15 protein-coding genes and 10 pseudogenes are annotated in these 21,402 nt (G+C 56.7%); 20 read left to right on the forward strand and 5 right to left on the reverse strand.

What is annotated here, in order from left to right:
• Nucleotides 1-2,407: pseudogene (locus ACTBDU_RS10670) on the forward strand (valine--tRNA ligase); the annotation flags it as partial.
• Nucleotides 2,408-2,594: 187 nt separating this feature from the next.
• Nucleotides 2,595-3,098 (forward strand): annotated as a pseudogene (locus ACTBDU_RS10675) (GNAT family N-acetyltransferase).
• 87 nt (nucleotides 3,099-3,185) lie between these two features.
• Here the strand turns inward: ACTBDU_RS10675 and rraB are convergent.
• Nucleotides 3,186-3,626: a ribonuclease E inhibitor RraB gene (gene rraB / locus ACTBDU_RS10680; protein WP_438806452.1), complete on the reverse strand. Its 441-nt coding sequence runs from the start codon at nucleotides 3,624-3,626 to the stop codon at nucleotides 3,186-3,188.
• A gap of 208 nt (nucleotides 3,627-3,834) precedes the next feature.
• On the opposite strand from rraB, the pseudogene argF reads away from it, so the two are divergent.
• Nucleotides 3,835-4,814: pseudogene (gene argF, locus ACTBDU_RS10685) on the forward strand (ornithine carbamoyltransferase).
• A gap of 175 nt (nucleotides 4,815-4,989) precedes the next feature.
• Here the strand turns inward: argF and ACTBDU_RS10690 are convergent.
• A complete protein-coding gene (locus ACTBDU_RS10690) occupies nucleotides 4,990-5,394 on the reverse strand; it encodes a YhcH/YjgK/YiaL family protein (RefSeq protein WP_438806453.1) in 405 nt (134 codons plus the stop codon).
• A gap of 344 nt (nucleotides 5,395-5,738) precedes the next feature.
• Between ACTBDU_RS10690 and pyrB the strand changes: the two are divergent.
• The 17 genes and pseudogenes from pyrB to ACTBDU_RS10775 form a co-directional block, all read left to right on the forward strand.
• Nucleotides 5,739-6,550, forward strand: a pseudogene (gene pyrB, locus ACTBDU_RS10695) (aspartate carbamoyltransferase); the annotation flags it as partial.
• A gap of 315 nt (nucleotides 6,551-6,865) precedes the next feature.
• Entirely contained in the window at nucleotides 6,866-7,297 is a 432-nt protein-coding gene (gene pyrI, locus ACTBDU_RS10700; protein ID WP_438806465.1) for an aspartate carbamoyltransferase regulatory subunit, read from the forward strand.
• 41 nt (nucleotides 7,298-7,338) lie between these two features.
• Nucleotides 7,339-7,725: a 2-iminobutanoate/2-iminopropanoate deaminase gene (ridA, locus tag ACTBDU_RS10705; protein WP_438806454.1), complete on the forward strand. Its 387-nt coding sequence runs from the start codon at nucleotides 7,339-7,341 to the stop codon at nucleotides 7,723-7,725.
• A gap of 688 nt (nucleotides 7,726-8,413) precedes the next feature.
• Complete coding sequence (locus tag ACTBDU_RS10710) at nucleotides 8,414-9,412, forward strand: hypothetical protein (protein WP_438806455.1); 999 nt, start codon at nucleotides 8,414-8,416, stop codon at nucleotides 9,410-9,412.
• A gap of 100 nt (nucleotides 9,413-9,512) precedes the next feature.
• Nucleotides 9,513-9,794, forward strand: a complete 282-nt coding sequence (locus ACTBDU_RS10715) for a hypothetical protein (protein WP_438806456.1) — start codon at nucleotides 9,513-9,515, stop codon at nucleotides 9,792-9,794.
• A gap of 192 nt (nucleotides 9,795-9,986) precedes the next feature.
• Nucleotides 9,987-10,523 (forward strand): hypothetical protein, encoded by a 537-nt coding sequence (locus tag ACTBDU_RS10720; protein ID WP_438806457.1) that lies wholly within the window; start codon nucleotides 9,987-9,989, stop codon nucleotides 10,521-10,523.
• Between the two features lie 624 nt (nucleotides 10,524-11,147).
• Nucleotides 11,148-13,377, forward strand: a pseudogene (gene nrdD, locus ACTBDU_RS10725) (anaerobic ribonucleoside-triphosphate reductase).
• Nucleotides 13,298-13,758: pseudogene (nrdG, locus tag ACTBDU_RS10730) on the forward strand (anaerobic ribonucleoside-triphosphate reductase-activating protein); the annotation flags it as partial. The pseudogenes nrdD and nrdG, both read left to right, overlap by 80 nt.
• A gap of 456 nt (nucleotides 13,759-14,214) precedes the next feature.
• On the forward strand, nucleotides 14,215-14,640 hold the full coding sequence (locus ACTBDU_RS10735) for a hypothetical protein (protein WP_438806458.1): 426 nt from the start codon (nucleotides 14,215-14,217) through the stop codon (nucleotides 14,638-14,640).
• A gap of 264 nt (nucleotides 14,641-14,904) precedes the next feature.
• Nucleotides 14,905-15,039, forward strand: a complete 135-nt coding sequence (locus ACTBDU_RS10740) for a hypothetical protein (RefSeq protein WP_438806466.1) — start codon at nucleotides 14,905-14,907, stop codon at nucleotides 15,037-15,039.
• Between the two features lie 37 nt (nucleotides 15,040-15,076).
• Nucleotides 15,077-16,299: pseudogene (locus tag ACTBDU_RS10745) on the forward strand (TolC family protein).
• Nucleotides 16,296-16,433: a hypothetical protein gene (locus ACTBDU_RS10750; protein ID WP_438806459.1), complete on the forward strand. Its 138-nt coding sequence runs from the start codon at nucleotides 16,296-16,298 to the stop codon at nucleotides 16,431-16,433. The pseudogene ACTBDU_RS10745 and the gene ACTBDU_RS10750 overlap by 4 nt, the downstream one beginning before the upstream one ends.
• Nucleotides 16,434-16,446: 13 nt before the next feature.
• Nucleotides 16,447-17,055, forward strand: coding sequence for an efflux RND transporter periplasmic adaptor subunit (locus ACTBDU_RS10755; RefSeq protein WP_438806460.1), 609 nt, complete (start codon nucleotides 16,447-16,449; stop codon nucleotides 17,053-17,055).
• Nucleotides 17,027-17,278: an efflux RND transporter periplasmic adaptor subunit gene (locus ACTBDU_RS10760; protein WP_438806461.1), complete on the forward strand. Its 252-nt coding sequence runs from the start codon at nucleotides 17,027-17,029 to the stop codon at nucleotides 17,276-17,278. Before ACTBDU_RS10755 ends, ACTBDU_RS10760 begins: the two co-directional genes overlap by 29 nt.
• Nucleotides 17,279-17,300: 22 nt before the next feature.
• Nucleotides 17,301-17,459, forward strand: coding sequence for a hypothetical protein (locus ACTBDU_RS10765; RefSeq protein WP_438806462.1), 159 nt, complete (start codon nucleotides 17,301-17,303; stop codon nucleotides 17,457-17,459).
• Entirely contained in the window at nucleotides 17,425-17,682 is a 258-nt protein-coding gene (locus tag ACTBDU_RS10770) for a hypothetical protein (RefSeq protein WP_438806463.1), read from the forward strand. The genes ACTBDU_RS10765 and ACTBDU_RS10770 overlap by 35 nt, the downstream gene beginning before the upstream one ends.
• 56 nt (nucleotides 17,683-17,738) lie before the next feature.
• Nucleotides 17,739-18,937: pseudogene (locus ACTBDU_RS10775) on the forward strand (efflux RND transporter permease subunit); the annotation flags it as partial.
• A 70-nt stretch (nucleotides 18,938-19,007) separates the two neighbouring features.
• Here the strand turns inward: ACTBDU_RS10775 and ACTBDU_RS10780 are convergent.
• From ACTBDU_RS10780 to ACTBDU_RS10790, 3 genes and pseudogenes are all read right to left on the reverse strand, one after another.
• Nucleotides 19,008-20,156 (reverse strand): annotated as a pseudogene (locus ACTBDU_RS10780) (IS3 family transposase); the annotation flags it as partial.
• A 67-nt stretch (nucleotides 20,157-20,223) separates the two neighbouring features.
• On the reverse strand, nucleotides 20,224-21,039 hold the full coding sequence (locus ACTBDU_RS10785) for a hypothetical protein (RefSeq protein ID WP_438806464.1): 816 nt from the start codon (nucleotides 21,037-21,039) through the stop codon (nucleotides 20,224-20,226).
• A 73-nt stretch (nucleotides 21,040-21,112) separates the two neighbouring features.
• Nucleotides 21,113-21,402, reverse strand: a pseudogene (locus ACTBDU_RS10790) (DUF3102 domain-containing protein); the annotation flags it as partial.

Below are 21,402 nucleotides of genomic sequence, written 5' to 3' on the forward strand. Positions count from 1 at the left end.
GTTCACACCATGGACGAAGGGCTGTCCAACGCGGTGAAAGAAGTGTTCGTACGCCTATACTAGGAAGATTTGATTTAGCGCGGCAAACGCCTGGTGAACTGGGACCCAAAATTACGCACCGCGATTTCTGATCTCGAAGTGGAGAACCGCGAGTCGAAAGGACCTGCGCTACCCCCTTGCCGACGGCGTGCGTACCGCCGACGGTATAGATTATCTGGTGGTCGCCACCACGCGGCCGGAAACCATGCCCGGCGATACCGGCGTGGCGGTGAACCCGGAGGATCCACGCTATCGCGATTTAATAGGTCAGTTTGTCATTCTGCCGCTGGTCGGCCGCCGCATCCCGATTGTCGGCGACGAGCACGCCGACATGACTAAAGGCACCGGCTGCGTCAAAATCACGCCGGCGCATGACTTTAACGACTAAGAGGTCGGAAAGCGCCACGCGCTGCCGATGATCAATATCCTGACCTTTGATGGTGATATCCGTCAGGACGGCGATGTATTCGATACCTTCGCCGAGGCCAGCGACGTCGTGTCAGGCGAAATCCCGGCGCCCTTCCCTGGCCTGGAGCGCTTCGCCGCCCGCAAGGCGATTGTAGCGGAATTCGATCGCCTGGGCCTGCTGGTCGAGGTCAAGGCCCACGATCTCATGGTTCCCTACAGCGATCGCAGCGGCGTGGTCATCGAGCCGATGCTGACCGGCCAATGGTACGTCCGCACCGCACCACTGGCGAAAGTGGCGGTGGAAGCGATGGAACAAGGCGAGATCCAGTTCGTGCCGAAGCAGTATGAAAACATGTATTTCAGCTGGATGCGCGAAATTCAGGATTGGCGCATTTCCCGCCAGCTGTGGTGGGGCCACCGTATACCGGCCTGGTATGACGCTGAGGGGCGGGTCTATGTGGGCCGCTGCGAGGCCGAAGTACGCCAGCAGCATCAGTTGGCAGATGACGTGACGCTGCGCCAGGACGACGACGTGCTGGATACCTGGTTCTCTTCCGGGCTGTGGACCTTCTCCATCCTTGGCTGGCCGGAAAACACCGACGCGCTGCGCACCTTCCACCCCACAAGCGTAGTGGTAAGCGGCTTCGACATTATCTTCTTCTGGATTGCGCGCATGGTCATGCTGACCATGCATTTCATCAAGGATGACAACGGTAAGCCGCAGGTGCCGCTCAAAACCGTCTACATGACCGGCTTGATCCGCGATGAGGAAGGGCAGAAGATGTCTAAGTTTAAAGGTAACGTCATTGATCCGCTGGACATGGTGGATAACATCTCGCTGGCTGATTTGGTCCAAAAGCGTACCGGCAACATGCATGCAATGCAGCCGCAGCTGACGGACAAAATCCGCAAACGCACCGAAAAACAGTTTCCCAACGGCATCGAGCCGCACGGTACCGATGCTCTGCGCTTCACGCGGGCGGCGCTGGCCTCTACCGGTTGCGATATCAACTGGGACATGAAACGTCTGGAGGGGTATCGCAATTTCTGTAATAAATTGTGGAACGCCAGCCGTTTCGTATTGATGAACACCGAAGAGCAAGACTGCAGTTTTCACGGTGGCGACAAAGTGTTGTCGCTGACAGATCGCCGGATCCTGGCGAAATTTAACCAGACGGGGAAGGCGTTCCGCGAGGCGCTGGATAATTATCGCTTCGATCTGGCAGCCGGCATTTTATACGAGTTTACCTGGAACCAGTTCTGCGACTGGTATCTGGAGCTGACCAAGCCGGTGATGAGCGGCGGCAGCGACGACGAACTGCGCAGCACCCGCCATACTCTGGTTGCGGTGCTGGCGGCGCTGCTGCGGTTGGCGCTCCCGATCATTCCGTTTATTACTGAAACCATCTGGCAGCGGGTGAAAACCCTTACCGTCGACCAGGGTGACACCCAGATGCTGCAACCGTTTCCGTCATACGACGCGGCGCTGGGGGGGCGGATGCCGACGCACTCACCGATTTGGAATGGATCAGCAAGCGATCGTCGCGGTGCGTACCATTCGCGTCGAGATGAATATCGCCCCCGACAAGCCGCTGGCGGTGCTGCTGCGCCAGGCATCCCCCGCGGTAGTGCGCCGGGTGAACGAGAATCTGAGTTTTATGCTCACCCTGGCGCGGCTTAACAGCATTACCCTGCTGCCGGTGGACGATAAAGGGCCGGTTTCCGTCACCCAGATTATTGACGGCGCCGAATTGCTGATTCCGATGGCGGGCCTGGTCGATAAGGACGCCGAACTGGACCGTTTGGCGAAATCAGCCGTATTGCTGCCAAGCTCGGCAACGAGGGCTTTATCGGCCGCGCACCGGAGGCGGTGGTGGCGAAAAAGCGCGAGAAGCTGGAAAGCTATCAGCAATCCAGGGCAAAATTGCTGGAACAGCAGGCGATTATCGCCGGTTTATAAGCGCGCCATGGCCGGGATGCCAGTATGCTATGCCGCTCGCCTATCGCTCCCCGGCCGCCGGGGCTCGTCAGGCGGCGGCCATGCCCTGGCCGGGGCCAGCGCCCCGGCGGGTTTCGGTTGCATCTGTGTGCCATGCAGTGCTATTATTTTTAACCGATCGTGCCTGACACTTATCACTATCCGGATCATGACCATATCCACGACCTCTGCAGATGCCATACGGGTGCGTACGATTACGCTGGCAGATAATAGCGCCAGCGCGCAGGTGATCCGCCGGGTTTCCGCCGAGTTCGGCCTGACGGCGGATAAAGGCTATACCGTCTCCGATCCTAATCTCGATCGCCTCTATGAGCTCTACAGCAAACCTCGCACCACCTATTGGGTTATCGAACTGCGGGGAGAACTGGCAGGTGGGGGCGGCGTCGTGCCGTTAAGCGGCGGAAATGAGGCGATCTGCGAACTGTATAAAGATGTATTTTCTGCCAGAACTGCGCGGGCGAGGCGCGGCGTGGGAGCTGGCACAGCACGCGCTGACCTTTGCCCGTGAGCAGGGTTTCCGCCAATGCTATCTGGAAACCACCGCCACGCTGGATCGCGCTGTGTGAAAAGCTGGGCTTTTGCCATATCCCTGGCCCGATGGGCAATACCGGCCAATGTTGACTTCGCAGTCAACATGTTGAAAACCTTATAATTATCTGCGGTGAACGCGGGTAGCACCGGCAACAGTCGTATTCGCGTCCTCTTTCAGCCGACGCGCTGCGGTCAGCGGCGGGGGCAATTAATGGCGGGTGGCGGGCACCTCGTCGCTGTCCGCCGGGCCGTCTTCGTCATCCTGATCAAACTCGTCGCCTTCTTCCTCTTCGCCGTCGGGGTCTTCAAAGTATGTGCCCCAGCCGTCGTAATTCACCCCCAGGCGCTGCGTCAGGGTGAACAACTGCTCCACCTGCGCATCGATAAGTTCCGCCTGCAGCGCGATTTCACTGGCTGCATCGCAGCACATCAGTTTTTTGCCGCCTTCAACTTCAAGCTCTTCGGCATCGGTAACTTCATAACCCAGTTTAAAGGCCTCTACCGCCACCTTCTCCAGGGTGCCAAAATCGTCTGCGGAGAGATGATGTTCGATAGTGTAAAGCGCCTCGGGATCGCTGCCGTCTTCCAGCAGCTCGTCAATAGTCAGACGCGTCTCTTTGCGTTGCTCGTCAAGAAATGAATGTGCCATGCCCCTGTCCTCAATACGTCGGCCTGTAGGACGGCTATTTTCACACAGCGGCGGGTGTGGCTCCAGCTTAATGGTAAAAGATTTGCCGCCAGCACTTGAAATTGAATATTAATACATAAAAAATGAATTTTAATTTAACCAGTTTGGCAGAGTATTGATGGAGAAATGGATGATAAATTAGTTGTTTCAACGCAATTTCCTGAGGTTGATGGATTTTACCTCTGCCAAAATTAATCAGATGCTAGCGCTGGCCGCCGACCTCAAGCGCCAGAAGCGCGCCGGCAGCGAGACGCCGCGGCTGGCCGGTAAAAATATTGCGCTCATCTTCGAAAAAGATTCGACCCGTACCCGCTGCTCTTTCGAAGTTGCCGCCTTTGATCAGGGCGCCCGCGTGACCTATTTGGGGCCGAGCGGCAGCCAGATTGGCCATAAAGAATCCATTAAAGATACCGCCCAGGTGCTGGGCCGCATATGTATGGCGGCTCAATGCCGCGGTTACGGACAGGGGATCGTCGAGACGCTGGCGCGCTACGCCGGCGTGCCGGTATGCAATGGGCTGACAACCGAGTTCCATCCGACCCAGCTACTGGCCGATCTGCTGACCATGCAGGAATGTCTACCGGAAAAAAGCTTTCAGCAAATGAAGTTGGCCTACGTCGGCGATGCGCGCAACAACATGGGCAATACGCTGCTGGAAGCGGCGGGGCTGACCGGCCTCGATCTGCAGCTGGTCGCCCCCAGCGCCTGTTAGCCCGATCAGGAGCTGGTGACCGTCTGCCGTCGTTTGGCGCAGCAAAACGGCGGCGACATCACCCTGTCCGAGGATATCGCCGTCGGCGTGAAGGCGGTGGACTTTATTTATACCGACGTGTGGGTATCCATGGGCGAGGACAAAGGGGTATGGCAGGAGCGTATCGCGCTGCGGCGCGCCTACCAGGTAAATATGGCCCTGCTGCGTTAGACCGGCAATCCACAGGTGAAATTCCTGCACTGCCTGCCCGCATTTCATGAGGATCAGACCACGCTCGGCAAGCAGATGGCGGCGCAATATGGCCTGTCTGGCGGCATAGAAGTGACCGATGAGGTGTTTGAATCCCCCATAGCCTGGTCTTCGATCAGGTGGAAAACCGTCTGCATATGATCAAAGCCGTGATGGTGGCGACGCTCGCACCACCGTCAGCCGGGTAACATACACGCATCGCTGGCAGCGCGCCATTGACGCCGCCAACCGGTTATTCCCCGCCCATCGCTGGCGGCACTTGATGGCCGCCGTCAGTGGACTCTCGTCCGCCGCCTGCACCGCCGAGGCTTAGCGTGTTATCAGGCCAGGGTTTCAACCGCGGAAGACAATGCAGCGTGCGGCTCAGACCACCCGCGCCGCATCAATCTTCACCACCGCCTTGCAGATATTCGCCGGCTCGCCCACTGCGCACAGCGGCGTATGCACTTCACCCGGGAAATACACGACAAAATCCCCCGCCTGTAGCACCACCTCTTTTCCCTGCTGGCCCGCCGGCAGAAACGCAATATCTTTTTCCACCAGCTTGTCAGTATCCGGTTTACCCGCCGGCAGCGTGCTATAGCACTGCGCTTCAGTACCGTGCAGCAAAATCTGGATATCAAGATGTTTGGCATGATATTCGGCGCGGCGCGCCTGCCGCGGCTCCGTCACATCGTTGACATGGTTTTTGACGTATTCGATGATGGCGCGCAGTTTGGCGGGCAGATACGGAATGAATTCGAGATGATTGACGTTACCGGTGATCATGATATTTCCCTGAAAATGAAAAGTCGTTTTAGTGTAAAGCAAGGAACGGGTGAAAGGTGAGCGCAATTCGTCAGTTATTTTACTCCGGCGGCAAAACGGCCCCTTCGACGTCGATGGAGATTATTCATGCTTGAAGTAGAAATTCATCGGCGTATAATGCCGAGCGATTTGCCAGCAGGAACCATGCACAGCATCAGCACGTTGGCCTATATTCAACTGCATACGTTTCACGTTGGCGTCCAGTCGCCCCGGCTGCTCCTGTTATATTCTGTTATTATCGCCCCTCAATGAGGGGCTTTTTTTGCACGCAACCCGGCGCGTTCTCACGTCATCCGGTGGCATGAGCGGCGCTCAAGGCCCGGCCGCAGCCGGAACTACTCAAACACAAGGTTACTGCCAGCTGTTTTTTCAAGGCAGCGACCTGGACCCGGCTGTCGTTTGAAGCCGTTATTCACCGTTTGGGGGCCTCGGTGGTGTGTGGGTTTCCCCGATGCCGACAATACTTCGTTGGGCAAAAAAAGCAAGACGCTGGCCGATACCATCTCGGTGATAAGCATCGATGTCGATGCCATCGTTATGCGTCATCCTCAAGAGGGTGCGGCCCGCCTCCCCACCGAATTTTCCGGGCAGGTGGCGATTCTTAACGCCGGCGACGGCGTTAATCAACACCCGACCCAGACCCTGTTGGATCTGTTCACTATTCAGGAAACCGAGGGCCGTTTGGATCATTTCAGCGGCGCCATGGTGGGCGATTTGAAATACGGCCGCACCGCACATTCCCTGACGCAGGCGCTGGCCAGATTCGACGGTAATCATTTCTATTTTATCGCCCCGCAGGCGCTGGCGATGCCCTTTCCTCCAGCATATGCTGGAGGAAAAGGGCATCGCGTACAGTCTCCACGCCAGCATTGAAGACGTCATCCCGGAGCTGGATATCCTCTATATGACCCGGGTGCAAAAAGAGCGACTGGACCCGTCGGAGTACGCCAACGTAAAAGCGCAATTCGTCCTGCATGCCAGCGATTTGCTACAGGCGCGCGCCAATCTGAAGGTACTGCATCCGCTGCCGCTGGTGGATGAAATCGCCATTGAAGTGGACCATACGCCCTACGCCTATTATTTCCAGCAGGCCGGCGACGGCATTTTCGCCCGTTAGGCGCTGCGGCCGCGGTGCTGGGCCACAATCCGGATCAACCGAGGTCGTAAGGGTGGGCTCGGGGAGAAGGTGGGCCGTTTTTGCTTGCGGCGGCCTTGCGCCGTCGGCGCTCTGCCGTGTGTGTCGGCGCCCCTTGCGAGAGCGTGATTGCCGATAGACAGCCGGACACCATCCGGCTAGCATAGCAGCGCGCATTGCCGTTTCCGCGCCGGGTCAGCGGCCACGATACTGCATAAGAGTCAACCGCCCGAACAACAACAGGCCACAGGAGGGGAACCACCCATGACGCAAGATAATAAATTATAGGCTGAAGCCATTCGCCGCGGCACGGTCATCGACTATATCCCGGCACAGGTGGGCATGAAACTGCTCAGCCTGTTTAAACTGACCTCCACCGATGAACGGATCAACATTGGTCTTAATTTGCCCTCCAACCAGCAGGGCAAAAAGGATCTTATCAAGCTGGAAAATGTTTTCCTAACCGAAGAGCAGGCCAATCAGCTGGCCATTTATGCGCCGCCCGCCACCGTCAACCGGATTGACAATTACGATGTGGTGCGTAAACAGACGCTTTCGCTACCGGAGCGTATCGACGGCGTGCTCACCTGTCCCAACAGTAACTGTATCAGCCGCAGCGAGCCGGTAGCGTCCGGTTTTCGCGTGCAGGTCCGCGGTCAGCAGGTGCATTTACAGTGCAAATATTGCGAGAAGGAATTTAAACACCAGGCGGTGATTCAAAGCGCCTGACCGCCGTGATTTCGTTGAATGTCTTAACATCAGGAGTAGCCATGACCTGTATTATCAATACGGAAAACGTGCCGCCAGCCATCGCTCCTTATGTACAGGCGGTTGATCTGGGCAATATGATCCTCACCTCCGGGCAGATCCCGGTATGCCCGAAAAGCGGCCAGGTCGCGGAAGCTATTGTCGATCAGGCGCGCCAATCCCTGGAAAATGTCAAAGCCATCGTCGAAGCGGCGGGTTTGCAGGTAGCGGATATCGTAAAAACGACGGTGTTTGTCAAAGACCTCAATGATTTCGCAACGGTTAACGCCACATATAAAGCCTTTTTTACCGAACACAATGCGCCGTTTCCGGCCCGCTCATGCGTGGAAGTCGTCCGTCTGCTGAAAGATGTGAAAATTGAGATCGAAGCTATCGCCGTACGCCGCTAGGCAGAGCGCCGGCGGGGCGATTCCTGCCGGCGGCACTGCTCCCTTGACACTATACCCGTTATCACGGCCGCTATGCCGCCCCCGCTCTACGGTCACATGTAGTGACGACCGCTCATGCGATAGGCGAGCGGCGTCTGACCCATCATCTTTTTAAAGCAGGTAATAATGAAATCCGGGCTTCGGCAAAACCGGCCTGGCGGAAAATCTCCGCTACCGCGTAACAGCCCGTAGGCGCGCTTGACGTGTCGGGGTTAGTAAGTACTCATGTATTGACCCACCCGGCGCTAACAATCTGTTTTGACGAGCATCAGCCCATACTCGCTTTTTTTACCCGGGCACATACGCGCATTGGCGCCACAGCGTCAATGCCTTCAATGCCTTCAATGCCGCCCCGCTTTGCAATATGCCCGGCCAGGATAACCCGGGCCGTTTGCCCAGGCGATGGGCGTTAGGCGTTAAGCGTTCGGCTATGGGCGATGGGCATCAGATCAGGCGGCGCGCACCTCCCGCGCCCCGAACAGCAGCCACGGTTAGCCCCTGAAACGAGATGGAGCGGCAGCGTGCTCTGTAGTAGGTTGAACGCCACATGCGACAATATTAATGGAAAACCCGTGTTCGCCGAGAAAATAGAACTGACACTTGAACTTCTGTGGCTAGAAGCTGCCAACTTCGCGGCGGTGGAAAACAAGTGTATGGCGAACCGGCGCTGTTCGGGGTGACGGACGGTAAGGCGGCCGGCACTTACCTTAAGCACAAATTCACCTCCCATTTTATGGAAAGCTATCGCTTTGTGGCGGGTATTTCGGCCAACGGCATGGATCTCCCAAGCCTGAACGTCGATATCAAGGTTACGAGTATCCGGCACCTGCAATCCTCCTGCCTTTATAAGTCAGTGCGCCAGAAAATATACGGGCTCGGCTGTCATCTTATTGTGTTCGTCTATGAGAAAACGGACGATCCTGCCGCGCGCACCGGCCGGCTGAATATGCTGCACACGATTTTTGTCGATAAGAACCGTACCGCTGACTTCCAGATGACACGGGGGCTACGTCAAATTATTGAGAATGACGGCAATGCGGACGATATCGTTGCTTTCATCGAGGATAAGAACCTGCCCGTTGACGAAATAGAGGCGCGCAACATCGCGGAAGCGGTACTGCGCGAGCCCCCGCTGCAAGGCTATCTCACCGTTTCAAACGCGCTGCAATGGCAGCGGCTGCAGTACAGGCGGGTTATCTCACAGGCGGGCCGCCGTGGACGGCCTGGAACGGGTGCGCTGACGATGGCCGCCAGAAAAGAGCGGAACGTCTGGCAATTTGGGGATTTTCAAACCCCGCTTGACCTGGCGCGCGACGTCTGTGCCGTTCTAACTCGCCGCGGTATCTCACCGAGGGCGATCGTGGAACCCACCAGCAGCCAGGGCGCTTTCCTGCAGGGCGCCGCCAAGCATTTCACCGCAGCGCGGCGCATGCTGGGCGTGGAGATTAACGCGGCGTACGTAATGGATGCCCGGCTGCGCCTGGCGGGTGGAGCAAGGCGACTACTTCAGCGTCGACTGGGACGCGGTGCTGGCCGGCGATCCGGGACCCTGGTTGGTGCTGGGCAACCTGCCTTAGGTTACCAACGCCGAACTGGGTCTGCTCAAGAGCACCAACCTGCCCACCAAAAGCAATTTCCAGGGTCATAAGGGACTGGGAGCGCTTACAGGTAAGGTGAATTTCGACATTTCCGAATAAATGCTCCTTAATCAGCTTGAATGGCTTCGCGGACGTGCCGGCTGGATCGCGATGCTCGTCAAGACGTCGGTGGCGCGCAAGCTTCTGCGCCAGGCGTGGCGGCGGGCTGAGCCGGTGGGACGAGCCGCCATCTACAAGATCGACGCCATGCAGCATTTTGGCGCGGCCGTCGAGGCCTGTCTTTTTATTTTGCCGGTAGCCCAGGGGGAACCCCCTCGCAAGATTATGATGTATTCGCCAGCCTGTAGGCTTCGGATCCTGAAGCCACCATTGGTTTCCACGACGGTTTCCTGGTGTCCGATGTGCAGTCGTACACCCGTCACCGCGACCTGATTGCCACCAACGCGCATTACGTCTGGCGCTCGGGGGTAAAGCACAATTGCTCAAAAGTGATGGAGCTGGCAATAACGGCTGAGGACCGGCTGACCAATGGGCTTGGGGAGCAGGTACACCTCGAGCCTGACCTCCTGTTCCCGCTGCTAAAGCTCGGATGTGGCGAAAGGAAGGACGAGAGCGGATCGCTTCATGATTGTCACCCAAAAACAGATCGGGGAAAACACCGCCTTACTTGCCGACACTGTACCGAAAACGTGGCGCTACCTTCTGGATCACGCGGATAGACTCGGTGCCCGGGGCAGCGTTATTTATCGGGGCAAGCCACGCTTTTCGGTCTTTGGCGTCGGGGCCTATACCTTCGCGCCATGGAAAGTCGCCATCTCCGGTTTCTATAAATCGCTCAATTTCATGAAAGTCGGACCGATGGATAACAAGCCCGTGGTGTTGGACGACACGCTCTATTTTCTGCCTTGCCAAGAGGAAACGGAGGCGGATTTCATTATGGCCCTGGTGCGCTCACCCGCCTTCACGGAACTTCTTGGCGCGATGGTCTTCAACGACGAAAAACGGCCCATTACCGCCGAGCTGCTAAAACGCGTCTCCCTTGAGCGGGTGGCGGACAAGTTGGGGAAAATCGAGGAATACCATGCTTTTACCCAAACAGCCGCCACTGGCGCACCGTCACCTCAAGCAGGCCGCCGCTCAGTCGTAATCGCTGACCATTAACGCGGCTCATTGCATTGCCATTGTGCCGCGTCATGGCTTAGAGTCATGCTGCATAGCGCCGCGCCGTACGGCGTTATGCGGCATTGAGTTGTGCTGCGTTGGGTCCCTGATACCCGTGTCGTTCTGCGCACTGCCGTATTACGTGGGATGACGCTGTGCTGTGCTGCTTCGTGGTGCGCCCTTTTTATCACTCTCGTCAAGTCCGAATTTTTGCCCGGGAAAGGGGCAAAATCTGCCCTCCTCTTCTTTTTCCTGCTATATCAATCGTTACCGCGCAGGCGGGTAAAAAACGTGCTGACCAGCAATCCATCCGAACATAAATTTTATTGCGCAAGGTCAATTTTTAGTGCGATCGTTGCGACCTTTCTCTACATCTTGTGCCAGAATTACATCATAAAGACTACATATAGTGCCTGCCAAACGGTGAGCGGCCTATCCCCCGGCAACCGGCGCTCTGTCACACGAGAGAGCATATCCGGCCGGTACCCGCGGTGAGCGCGCCGTCAATGCGCCCGCGGCTTGGCCGGACACCGGCAATAGGACGGCAATAGGAACAGCGTTATTTTTAGGCGTTGCCTGCAGACGCGGCGCTTAAACCTTCCTCGGCATACAAGGAGTCACATCGTGCAACCGGTAGTGATCAAACGGGACGGATGTCAGTTCAATTTCGATGAACAACGTATTTTCCAAGCGATTTTGCACGCTGCGCAAGTGGCGAGCGTAAACGACGCAAATTATTGCGCCACCGTCGCCGCGCTGGTGGCGCAGCAAATGGCGTCCTGATCCCATGTGGATATCCGCGATATCCAAAACGTAGTAGAAAATCAGCTCATGGCAGGCCCCTACAAAACCCTGGCGCGGCTGTACATTGAATACCTTCATGATCGCAATGTGGCCCGCGAGCAGCGCGGCAGGCTGAACCAGGAAATCCGTGGGCTGGTGGAACAAAGTAATATGGCGCTGTTAAATGAAAACGCCAATAAAGACAGCAAAGTCATTCCTACACAGCGCGATTTGCTGACCGGGATTGTGGCTAAACATTACGCGCGCCAACATATTCTGCCGCGTGATGTGGTACTGGCCCACGAGCGCGGCGAAATTCATTATCACGACCTGGATTACTCGCCGGTTTTCCCTATGTTCAACAGCATGCTGATCGACTTACAGGGCATGCTTACCCAGGGATTTAAAATGGGCAATGCCGAAATAGAGCCGCCGCGTTCTATTTCTACCGCCACCGCGGTCACCGCGCAAATTATCGCTCAGGTCGCCAGCCATATCTATGGCGGCACCACCATCAACCGGACAAACGAAATTCTCGCGCCTTATGTCGCCGCCAGTTATGACAAGCACCGTACTATTGCCAGCGAATGGCATATTGCGGACGCGGAAGGCTACGCGCGCTCCCGCACTGAGATAAGAGTGTTACGATGCCTTCCAGTCGCTTGAGTATGAGGTTAATACGCTGCACACCGCCAACGGCCAGACGCCTTTCGTCACCTTTGGCTTTGGTTTGGGCACCAGCGCGGAATCACGGCTTATCCAACAATCAATATTGCGCAATCGTATCGCCAGATTGGGTAAAAACCGTAAAACCGCGGTGTTCCCGAAGCTGGTATTCGCTATTCGCGACGGCGTTAATCATAAATTCAGCGATCCCAACTACGGTATCAAACAGCTGGCGCTGGAGTGCGCCAGCAAGCGGATGTACCCTGATATTCTCAACTATGAACAGGTTGAGAAGGTCACCGGCTCGTTTAAAACGTCGATGAGCTGCCGCAGTTTCCTGGGTGCCTATGAAGAAAAAGAGCAGCTGGTCCACGACGGCCGCAACAATCTCGGCGTCATCAGCCTCAATCTGCCGCGCATCGCGCTGGAGGCCAACCGCGAGACGAGGCGCGCTTCTGGCAATTGCTTGACGAGCGACTGCTGCTGGCTAAAAAAGCGTTAATGACCCGCATCGTCCGCCTGGACGGGGTAAAAGCGCGTGTCGCGCCGATCCTCTACATGGAAGGGGCCTGCGCTGTACGGCTGAAGGCGGATGACAATATCGCCGAGATCTTTAAACACGGCCGCGCCACCATTTCGCTGGGCTATATCGGCATTCATGAAACCATTAATGAACTGTTTGGCAATCGAACCCACATTTACGACAGCGCTGAGCTGCGGGAGAAAGCGCTGTCGGTCGTCGCCCGGTTGCAGGCGGCGACCGACAGTTGGAAGAAGGAAACCGGTTATGGTTTCAGCCTGTACAAGCACCCCGAGCGAAAATCTGTGCGACCGCTTCTGCCGGCTGGATGCCGCCCAGTTCGGTATTATCGACGGGGTAACCGATAAAGGGTACTACACCAACAGTTTTTATTTGGATGTGGAAAAGAAGGTCAACCCTTATGACAAACTGGACTTTGAGGCGCCCTATCCCCCTTTGGCGAGCGGCGGTTTCATCTGTTATGGGGAGTATCCCAATTTGCAGCACAATCTGCGGGCGCTGGAAGATGTCTGGGATTACAGCTATCAGTGCGTGCCTTATTACGGTACCAATACGCCTATCGATGAATGTTACGAGTGCGGCTTTACCGGGGAATTCGCCTGTACCAGCAAGGGCTTTACTTGTCCGAAATGCGACAATCATAACCCGGCACGCATTTCGGTAACCCGGCGGGTCTGCGGCTATCTGGGCAGCCCGGGTGCGCGCCCCTTCAATGCCGGTAAGCAGAAGAAAGTCAAACGGCGCGTTAAGCATCTTTCGACCGGCGAGCCAGGGCTAAGCGGCGATGAATTATCACCAGTACTACCCGGTGGATGTCATCAACGGCTCCGGCACGCGCTGTACGCTGTTTGTCTCTGGCTGTGAACATCAGTGTCCGGGGTGTTATAACAAAAGCAGCTGGCGGCTTAATTCCGGTCAGCCATTTACCGCGCAAATAAAGGATCTCATTTTTCGCCATTTGCAGGACATGCGCGTCAGGCGGCAAGGACTCTCCCTGTCGGGCGGCGATCCGCTGCATCCGGCGAATCTCGCACCGGTTAGCCGGTTATTGCAGCGTGTGCGCCGTGAATGTCCCGGCAAAGATGTCTGGATGTGGACCGGCTGTACCCTCGGGACGCTAAGTCTGGCGCAGCAACAGGTAATTACGTTGGTCGATGTACTGTGGTAGACGGAAAGTTTATGCAGGATCTGCACGATCCTGCGCTTATTTGGCGCGGCAGCAGCAATCAAGTGATCCACAACTTGAATACGCTGCGCGCGGCGAAGCACTGCCGACACCGCCCGATGTGGCGGCAGTGGTGGCAAGCCCAGTCGCGAAGGTAGCCATTAGAGAAATTAACACCGTCACAGCAATGGAAGACGTCACCGCCCGCAGGCAGTAATCCAAGCGGCGGAAACACCCGTCGCCGCGGTAATGGCTTGTTCAACGCTGTGTTGCCGACATTAACATTGATTCGTCTAATAACTTGGGCGGCTCACCGGGGATTAGCGCCCCCTGACCGCCGTCGCGCCGATGAACAAGCACGCGCGCGCCGGCACCCCGATTTGCCGCCTGCGCCGCAAATTGACAATTTGCGCAAATTTGCTCCCGCAGACGGTGTTTATTCCGCTAACATTGATACGCATTAATAATCCAGGCGTGCTTTTCGCGTTCACTGAAGCCTGCCCAGCCTGATGTTAATCACCTGAAACAGGAACCTTATGCTCGCTTTAGTTCGTCCCAACCGATTCAGCCACTTGCTTAGCAGCCGCCGCCGGCGGATTGCCTGGCAGTGCATGCTGTTTATCTGGCTGTGGATGAACGCGCAACTGGCGCTGGCCAGCCACGATTGCGATCTGAAACCTATCTCTCTGCCGCCTAGCATTCAGCATAGCGAAGGCATGATACACAGCGTCATTCCGCAGCCGGGCCACACCCTGAGCTCCGAACCGATCTGTGATAAACACTGCGTGCCGGATTCGGTGCAGCAGGATAATCAACACGCCCCGCTGATCGCATTGCCGAACAGCGCCAGACTCAGTCTTATCAATCGGCATGAGCCGCCACAGCTGCATACCGTTGCCTGGCTAATTCCTCCCATTGCGGGACCGCCGGCGGAAGAGAAATTCTGCCGTTACCGGGAATAACCACCTGACAAAACGCCACGGGTCGCCGTCGTAAACTTTGCGCCGGCAGGAAATGACTTTTGCCCAGGAATTATTCTCATGCGTATTTTATTGCTCAGCGCTAGCGCTGTTGTAAGCCTGTTTTTTGTTTTCTCACCGCTAACCGCCGACGCCCGGGCGATGCAACAGGCCGATGTCGATACCGCCGCTGCCACTTATAGCGCCCTGGGCGCTATCGCTATCGCGCGCTGAGGAGATCATGAAGTCGCCATCGCCCATCACGCGATCCCCGCCCTCAAATGGCCACCGATGACCATGACCTTTGCGCTGCCGGGCGCGCGCGCTGGCGTCCAGGCCGCTCGCCAAGGGTATCGCGGTGAACTTCAGTTTCCGCCTGCAGGACGGCACCTATACCGTTAGCGCTATTCAGCCCGTCCAGCCCTGAGAGAGGAAAATTATGCTGTTACCGTGCCGATACTCTCAGGCATGGCTGGTTCTTGCGCTCCTGTTCTCGACGGCTGCCGGCGCCGAAGAGATTGGGTTGTCTGAGTCACTGGCCTGTGCCGAACGCTACTCAGCGGATTTGTCCGCCACCGTTTATCAACGTCAGGCGCTGGAGAAGCAGGTCGATACCGCCAGCCAATTGCCGGATCCGAAGCTCAAATTCGGTATTGAAAATGTCCCGGTAGGCGGCAGTAACGATCGCCGCTTTACTCGGGGAGGCATGACCATGAAGCGCGTGGGCATCATGCAGGACTATATCAGCCAGACCAAAAGCGATCACAAAGCAGACCCCATTCGCGCCGAAGCGGACGCCATCTCAGCCAATTATCAGGGTCTGCGCGCGCAGCTCCAGCGCGACACCGCGCAAGCCTGGCTGGATCTGGCGTTATCGCAGCGCGCCGTGGAAAGCGCCGTCCGGCTGGAGGCGGAAAGCGAGCGACAACTCAGCGTTAGGCGCGCCGGCGTAGCAGCCAGAGGGAATGCGGCCGCGGTGCTGGATACGCGTCTGGCGTTAAGCGCCATGCGCGATACCATCACTGATGCCCGACGCGATGTGGCGCTGGCGCAAACGTGTCTCACGCAGTTAACCGGTGTCACTCAGCTGCAACCTGCGGGCGCATTGCCGCATTTCGAGCGCCTGCCGGCGGATTTGAACGTGCTTACCCAGGGGATTTCTTTGCACCCGGAAATTTTGCAGGCGCGTCGGGAAACGGACGTCGCTCAGGCCCGCTCGGCCTAATTGGCCGTGGCCGCGCTGTTCGATGTTGGCGTTGAAGTCTATTATGCCCAGCGCGCAAGCGGCTATGACGATATGGCAGGCATCATGTTTACGGTCGATCTGCAGCTGTTCCAGTCTCAGTGCCAGGATAAAGACCATACGGCCGACCGGGCGCGCACCTTTGAAGCCAACGATCAACTGGCGCTCGCCATCCGCGATCATACCGCGCAATTACAGGCGCTGGTCGCCCGCTACCAGGCGTCACAAAGCCGCTGCAACGCCAGCGCGTTGCGCTGATCCAGGCACAGTACCGCGGCGGTAGCGCCGGTCTGGCGGAGCTGCTTGAGGCGCGCCAGGTGCTTTTAAGCAGCGAACTGAAGGAAAACTGCGCCGCCCCACAACTGGCGCAGGACTGGGCCGCCATCCGCTATTTAATTCCCGAGGAGAACAGGCTATGACCCCCTCTGTTACCCGCCGTACCGGCGCCATCGCGCTGGCGGCGGTCGGGTTAATGGCGGCATTGGCCGCCGGTTACGCGCTGCATCCTGCCGCACCGGAGCAAGGCCGCCACTGCGCAAGAGGCAACACGTGACGGCAATCGTAAAGTGCTGTACTGGTACGATCCCATGGTGCCCGGTCAACGCTTCGACCAACCCTGCAAATCGCCCTTTATGGACATGCCGCTGACGCCCCGCTATGCCGACGAGACACCAGACCAAGGCGGCATCACCATTGGCGCCCGCCAGCAGCGAAACCTGGAAGTGGCCGTGGCCGTGGTGCAGCAAAGCACGTTGTCGCAGGACCTGGACGCCTTCGGTACCGTCAATATCGATGAGCGCAGCTTACGTATCATCCCGGCACGCGCCGGCGGACTGGTGGATAAATTGTACGTGCGCGCCGAACAGCAGCGCGTGACACAGAATCAGCCGCTGGCGCAATTGTGGATCCCCGAATGGAGCGCCGTACAGCAGGAATATTTGGCGATAAGGCAGTTGGGAGAAGGTCAATTAATGGCCGCGGCGCACCAGAAACTGCAATTACTGTTAATGCCGGAAGACGTCGTCCGCGCGGTTGAGCGCAGCGGACAACCTCAGACCCGCCTCACGCTGCGCGCGCCGGCCAGCGGCTTCATCAACAAATTGTCGGTTCGCGAAGGCAGCCAGGTCACCGCCGCGCAGCTGATGTTTGAGCTGGCGTCTTTGGATCCGCTGTAAGCTGGTGGCCGATTTTCCGCAGGCGCAGGCCAGCGCCGTCGCAACGGGCGATGAAATTATCGCTACCAGCGCGCGCTGGCCGGGCAGGCGTCTTCACGGACGCGTCGAGGAGTTGTTGCCGCTCGTGGAGAACAGCACCGGTACCTACCGGGCATGCATCGCCATCGATAATCATGACGCTCGCCTGCAGCCGGGTATGTACATGCGGGTACAGCGGGCTTGACGGCCGCGGTCAGGGGAAAATCGTGCTGACGATTCCGCAGGACGCGCTGGTGCAAACCGGCAGCGGTAATACCGTGCTGCTGGTCGAGGGTAACGGTTATTTCCAGTCGGTCGAGGTCACCGCCGGGCGCACTTTGGGCGAATCAGGTGGAAATCATCAATGGACTGCACGCCGGCGATAAGGTAGTCACCGCCGGGCAATTCCTTATTGACTCCGAAGCCAGTCTGCGTGGCGCTTTACCGCAGTTGGCAGGCCGGACGGCCACCAATGACGGCGCGGCGGCGCCTGCAGAGTCCTCCGGCGACGACGGGCACGATGGCATAACCACGCCACAGCAGGCAGACCACCAGGCCGGTAGCCACACACGGCGACGCCGCAAATCTACCGCGGGGAGGGCGCCCTGAAAGCGCAGCACGGTCAACGGGTTACCCTCGCCCACGGTGCCATCGCGACGATGCCGGCGGAAGCCCCGTGCCGGCCTGATGCCACGGGCGTCGGCTGAGTTTATGAATACGTGCTGGTAGATCGCAGCGGCCGGCATAATCTGGCGGAGCGGCGCGCATTACAAGATTGGGTAATAAAATTCGAGCTGAAAACCGTGCCCAACGTGGCGGAAATCCGCCGCAGTCTGCCGCCGGGCGTCGAAATTGTGCCGGTCTATGACCGCGCCCACCTGATTGAGCAAACGATTGACTCTTTGTCACATAAACTGCTGGAAGAGTTTATTGTCGTGGCGCCTGGTGTGCAGCCTGTTCCACTTCCGCGCGGCGCTGGTAGCGATAATTACGCTCCCGCTAGGCATACTTGGTGCATTCATCGTCATGCGCTATCAGGGGATCAACGCCAATGTCATGTCGCTCGGCGGTATTGCCATTGCCATCGGTGCCATGGGCGAGCCGCCATCGTGATAATGGAGAATATCCATAAGGTGCTGAAGCAATGGCGCCATAACCATCCCAGTAAGACGCCATCAAACGAGGACTATTGGCAGATCTCCGCCCGCGCCGCTACGGAAGTGGGTCCGGCGTTGTTCTGTAGCCTGCTTCTCATCACGTTATCATTCATACCGGTTTTCTCGCTGGAGGTACAAAAGGGCCGGATGTTCAGCCCGCTGGCGTTCACCAAAACCTACTCCATGGCGATCGCCGCGGGGCCCGGCATTACGCTGGTATCGATACTGATGGGGTATTTTATCCGCGGCCGCATTCCCGACGAAAGCGCCAATCCGTTCAACCGCTGGCTGATAGCACTTTATCGCCTCGTGCTCAACCTGGCGCTGGCCTGGCCCTGGGCTACGCTCAGCCTGTCGCTAACTCTGCTGGTCATTACCCTACCCTCTTTCCGCTCAGCCGGCTCGGCAGCGAGTTCATGCCACCGCTGGACGAAGGGGCTCTGCTGTATATGCCCTCGACCCTGCCCGGCATCTTGGCACGCGAAGTCGCGCGACTGCTACAGCAAGCCAACCGGCTTATCAAAACCGTGCTGGAAGTGGAAACGGTGTTCGGCAAAGCGGGGCGGGCCGACACCGCCACCGATCCGGCGCCGCTGACCATGCTGGAAACGACGATCCATTTCAAACCCAAAGATCAGTGGCGCCCGGAAATGACCATGGAAAAACTGGTGCGCGAGTTGGATAACACCGTCTCACTGCCCGGCATTACCTGTGGCGATGCAAAATATTCTGGACTAATTTGCAGACAATTTTGGACTCCCTTAAATGTAGTGGCCAACTAAAACTGGCCACCACGTTAGCGTTTTTCCAGTATCTATATTTCTGATTCCTTTGGTGGCAACCCACCGTTATATTCATGCGGCCTGAGTGCGCTGTAATATCCCACGATATAGTCGGTAATTTCATGAGCTGCTTCGCTGAAGCTGTTGTAGCCCGTTACCGGTATCCACTCGTTTTTCAGACTTCTGAAGAAGCGCTCCATCGGACTGTTATCCCAACAGTTCCCCCGCCGACTCATGCTTTGTTTGATCCGCTAACGCCACAGCAACTGTCGGAACTGCTTGCTCGTATAGAGTGGCTACCCTGATCGCTGTGGAACATTACTCCGGCTGGTTTACCACGCGTTTCCCATGCCATTTCCAGTGCTTGGGGAGAACGACATAGCCCAGCCCACCGGTTTCCTCGCGAACAGATCAAGAACAACCGCAAGGTATGCCCAGCGTTTCTCGGTCCAGATATACGTCACATCGCCGCACCATACCTGGTTTGGCTCCGTTACAGTGAACTGGCGCTCAAGATAATTCGGGATCGCAACATGCTCCTGACCGCCACGCTTATACCTGTGCGTCTGCTGCTGACAACTGACCAGCCCCAGCTCTTTCATGAGCCTGCCTGCGAGCCAGCGCCCCATCCGGAAGCCTCTCTGGGTTGCCATGGTGGCGATACTTCTCGCGCCAGCTGCACCATGGCTGATACTGTGCAGTTCATGGACCTGACTGCGCAATACCGTTCGCCTGCCGTCTGGCCTGTCAGGACGACTTTTCCAGTATTTGTAACTGGTGCGATGAACCCTGAACACGTAGCAGAGTGTGGCCACAGGATAATGCGCTCTGAGTTTCCTGATTAACGAGAACTGTTCAGGGAGTCTGACATCAAGAGCGCTGTAGCCTTTTTTAATATTTCGTTTTCCATTTCAATGCGTTGTACCTTCTTCTTGAGCTCACGTATTTCGATTTGTTCCGGGGTTATGGGAGAGGCTTTTGGCGTTTTCCTCTGTCGCTCATCACGCAGTTGTTTTACCCATTTCGTTATCGTAGAAAAGCCGACGTCCATGGCTTTTGCTGCTTGCGCGGCGGTGTAATTTTGGTCGACAAGCAGTTGAGCGGATTCGCGTTTGAATTCAGGACTAAAATTTTTTCTTTTCATTGGTGCACCCGTGTTGTTCTGAGGTGAGCATATCACCTCTGTTCAGGTGGTTAAATTCAGTGGGCTACTACACTTTTTCGGGATTTTTCAAGTAATAGAGCACACACAGCGACGCATCCAGCTGCCAGACATGATTGGGATGGTCGGTTTTTAACTGGATGCACGGGGCTGGTGCCCGTAACTGGTTGGGGTGCAGGCGATACTGGTACAGTGCCCGATTGATGGCATCGACCGACAAGGGGAACCACTCGCCGGTCTCATTATCAACATGCCCGGCATTAATCAGGTTATTGGCCCGTAGGTCGTTAACCGTCTTTTCCAGACTGTAGAGACGCTTGCTGTTATTGCGTTTTGATTTCGTGATGACACCGGATATTAACAGAGCTTCGTCACGCGTCAGGGCACTGGTACCATAATCCACCCGCTGCTTACGCGGCGGTTTAGCGCTTACCTGTTTGATTTTTCGCAGCAGCGTGGCTTTGGAAATGCCAAGTGCCTGGCAACCTGTCTGATAAACTGCGTCTTTACCGCCATGCCGGGCTTTCTCGGCCGCCTGGGCAATCGCTAACAGGCGTTTGGTCAGGATGGCGTTCATAACCGCCTCCTCGCCGTTATCTTCCCCAGTACCACGCAAGTGCTCTGGTAATTGAAAATCGGCGTCTTCGGCATCATTGTCGTCTTTTACCCAGTCAGGTACAGTCTCTGACACCGCGTGGTGGGGTAAGGCAAAACTGCTACGTAACACATTAATTTCAAATTCAATGTCATTAAGCAAGCTCGCTAAATAGTCGGTGTGGGACGTGATATCGCCACTGTGGCTGCTCAGTTTTTCCAGTTCTTCCCGAAAGCGCCTCATTAACATGGCTTTAACATCAAAGCCCACCAGGCTAGTTTTTTCGCGTAACTGGCGTATGCCTTCTTCCCCTAATGGGCGATGCTGAGTAAGCAGGCGGTTTTCAGTCAGTACATTGATTTTTTGGTTTTTTTTCGTTGCCTAGACGGCGGCTGGTTTCCAGGCTGTCACGGGTTTCGCGCAGTTTTGCCTTTAGTTCACGCACGGACATGCGATCAACTTCATCCAGCGTCAGACCCGTGATAGTGCTGCTTTCGGCTAATGCAGCAAGATCTTCATTATCTTCAGTCATCAACTCAAAGAGTTTTGTTTTGCTTAAAGTTGCCAGCACTGGCAGTTTTGATTGCAAAGTTGCAGATAGATATTTAATTGAGATCTGCATTATTCTTGCAG

The organism is Sodalis sp. (in: enterobacteria), assembly GCF_051710625.1.
Lineage (GTDB): Bacteria > Pseudomonadota > Gammaproteobacteria > Enterobacterales > Enterobacteriaceae > JBPESN01.

What these genes read in the sequence shown, in the direction of transcription:
- rraB (WP_438806452.1), bottom strand. Translation starts at nt 3,626, where the DNA reads ATGGCACATTCATTTCTTGACGAGCAACGCAAAGAGACGCGTCTGACT.
- ACTBDU_RS10690 (WP_438806453.1), bottom strand. Translation starts at nt 5,394, where the DNA reads ATGATCACCGGTAACGTCAATCATCTCGAATTCATTCCGTATCTGCCC.
- ridA (WP_438806454.1), top strand. Translation starts at nt 7,339, where the DNA reads ATGACCTGTATTATCAATACGGAAAACGTGCCGCCAGCCATCGCTCCT.
- ACTBDU_RS10715 (WP_438806456.1), top strand. Translation starts at nt 9,513, where the DNA reads ATGCTCGTCAAGACGTCGGTGGCGCGCAAGCTTCTGCGCCAGGCGTGG.
- ACTBDU_RS10720 (WP_438806457.1), top strand. Translation starts at nt 9,987, where the DNA reads ATGATTGTCACCCAAAAACAGATCGGGGAAAACACCGCCTTACTTGCC.
- ACTBDU_RS10735 (WP_438806458.1), top strand. Translation starts at nt 14,215, where the DNA reads ATGCTCGCTTTAGTTCGTCCCAACCGATTCAGCCACTTGCTTAGCAGC.
- ACTBDU_RS10750 (WP_438806459.1), top strand. Translation starts at nt 16,296, where the DNA reads ATGACCCCCTCTGTTACCCGCCGTACCGGCGCCATCGCGCTGGCGGCG.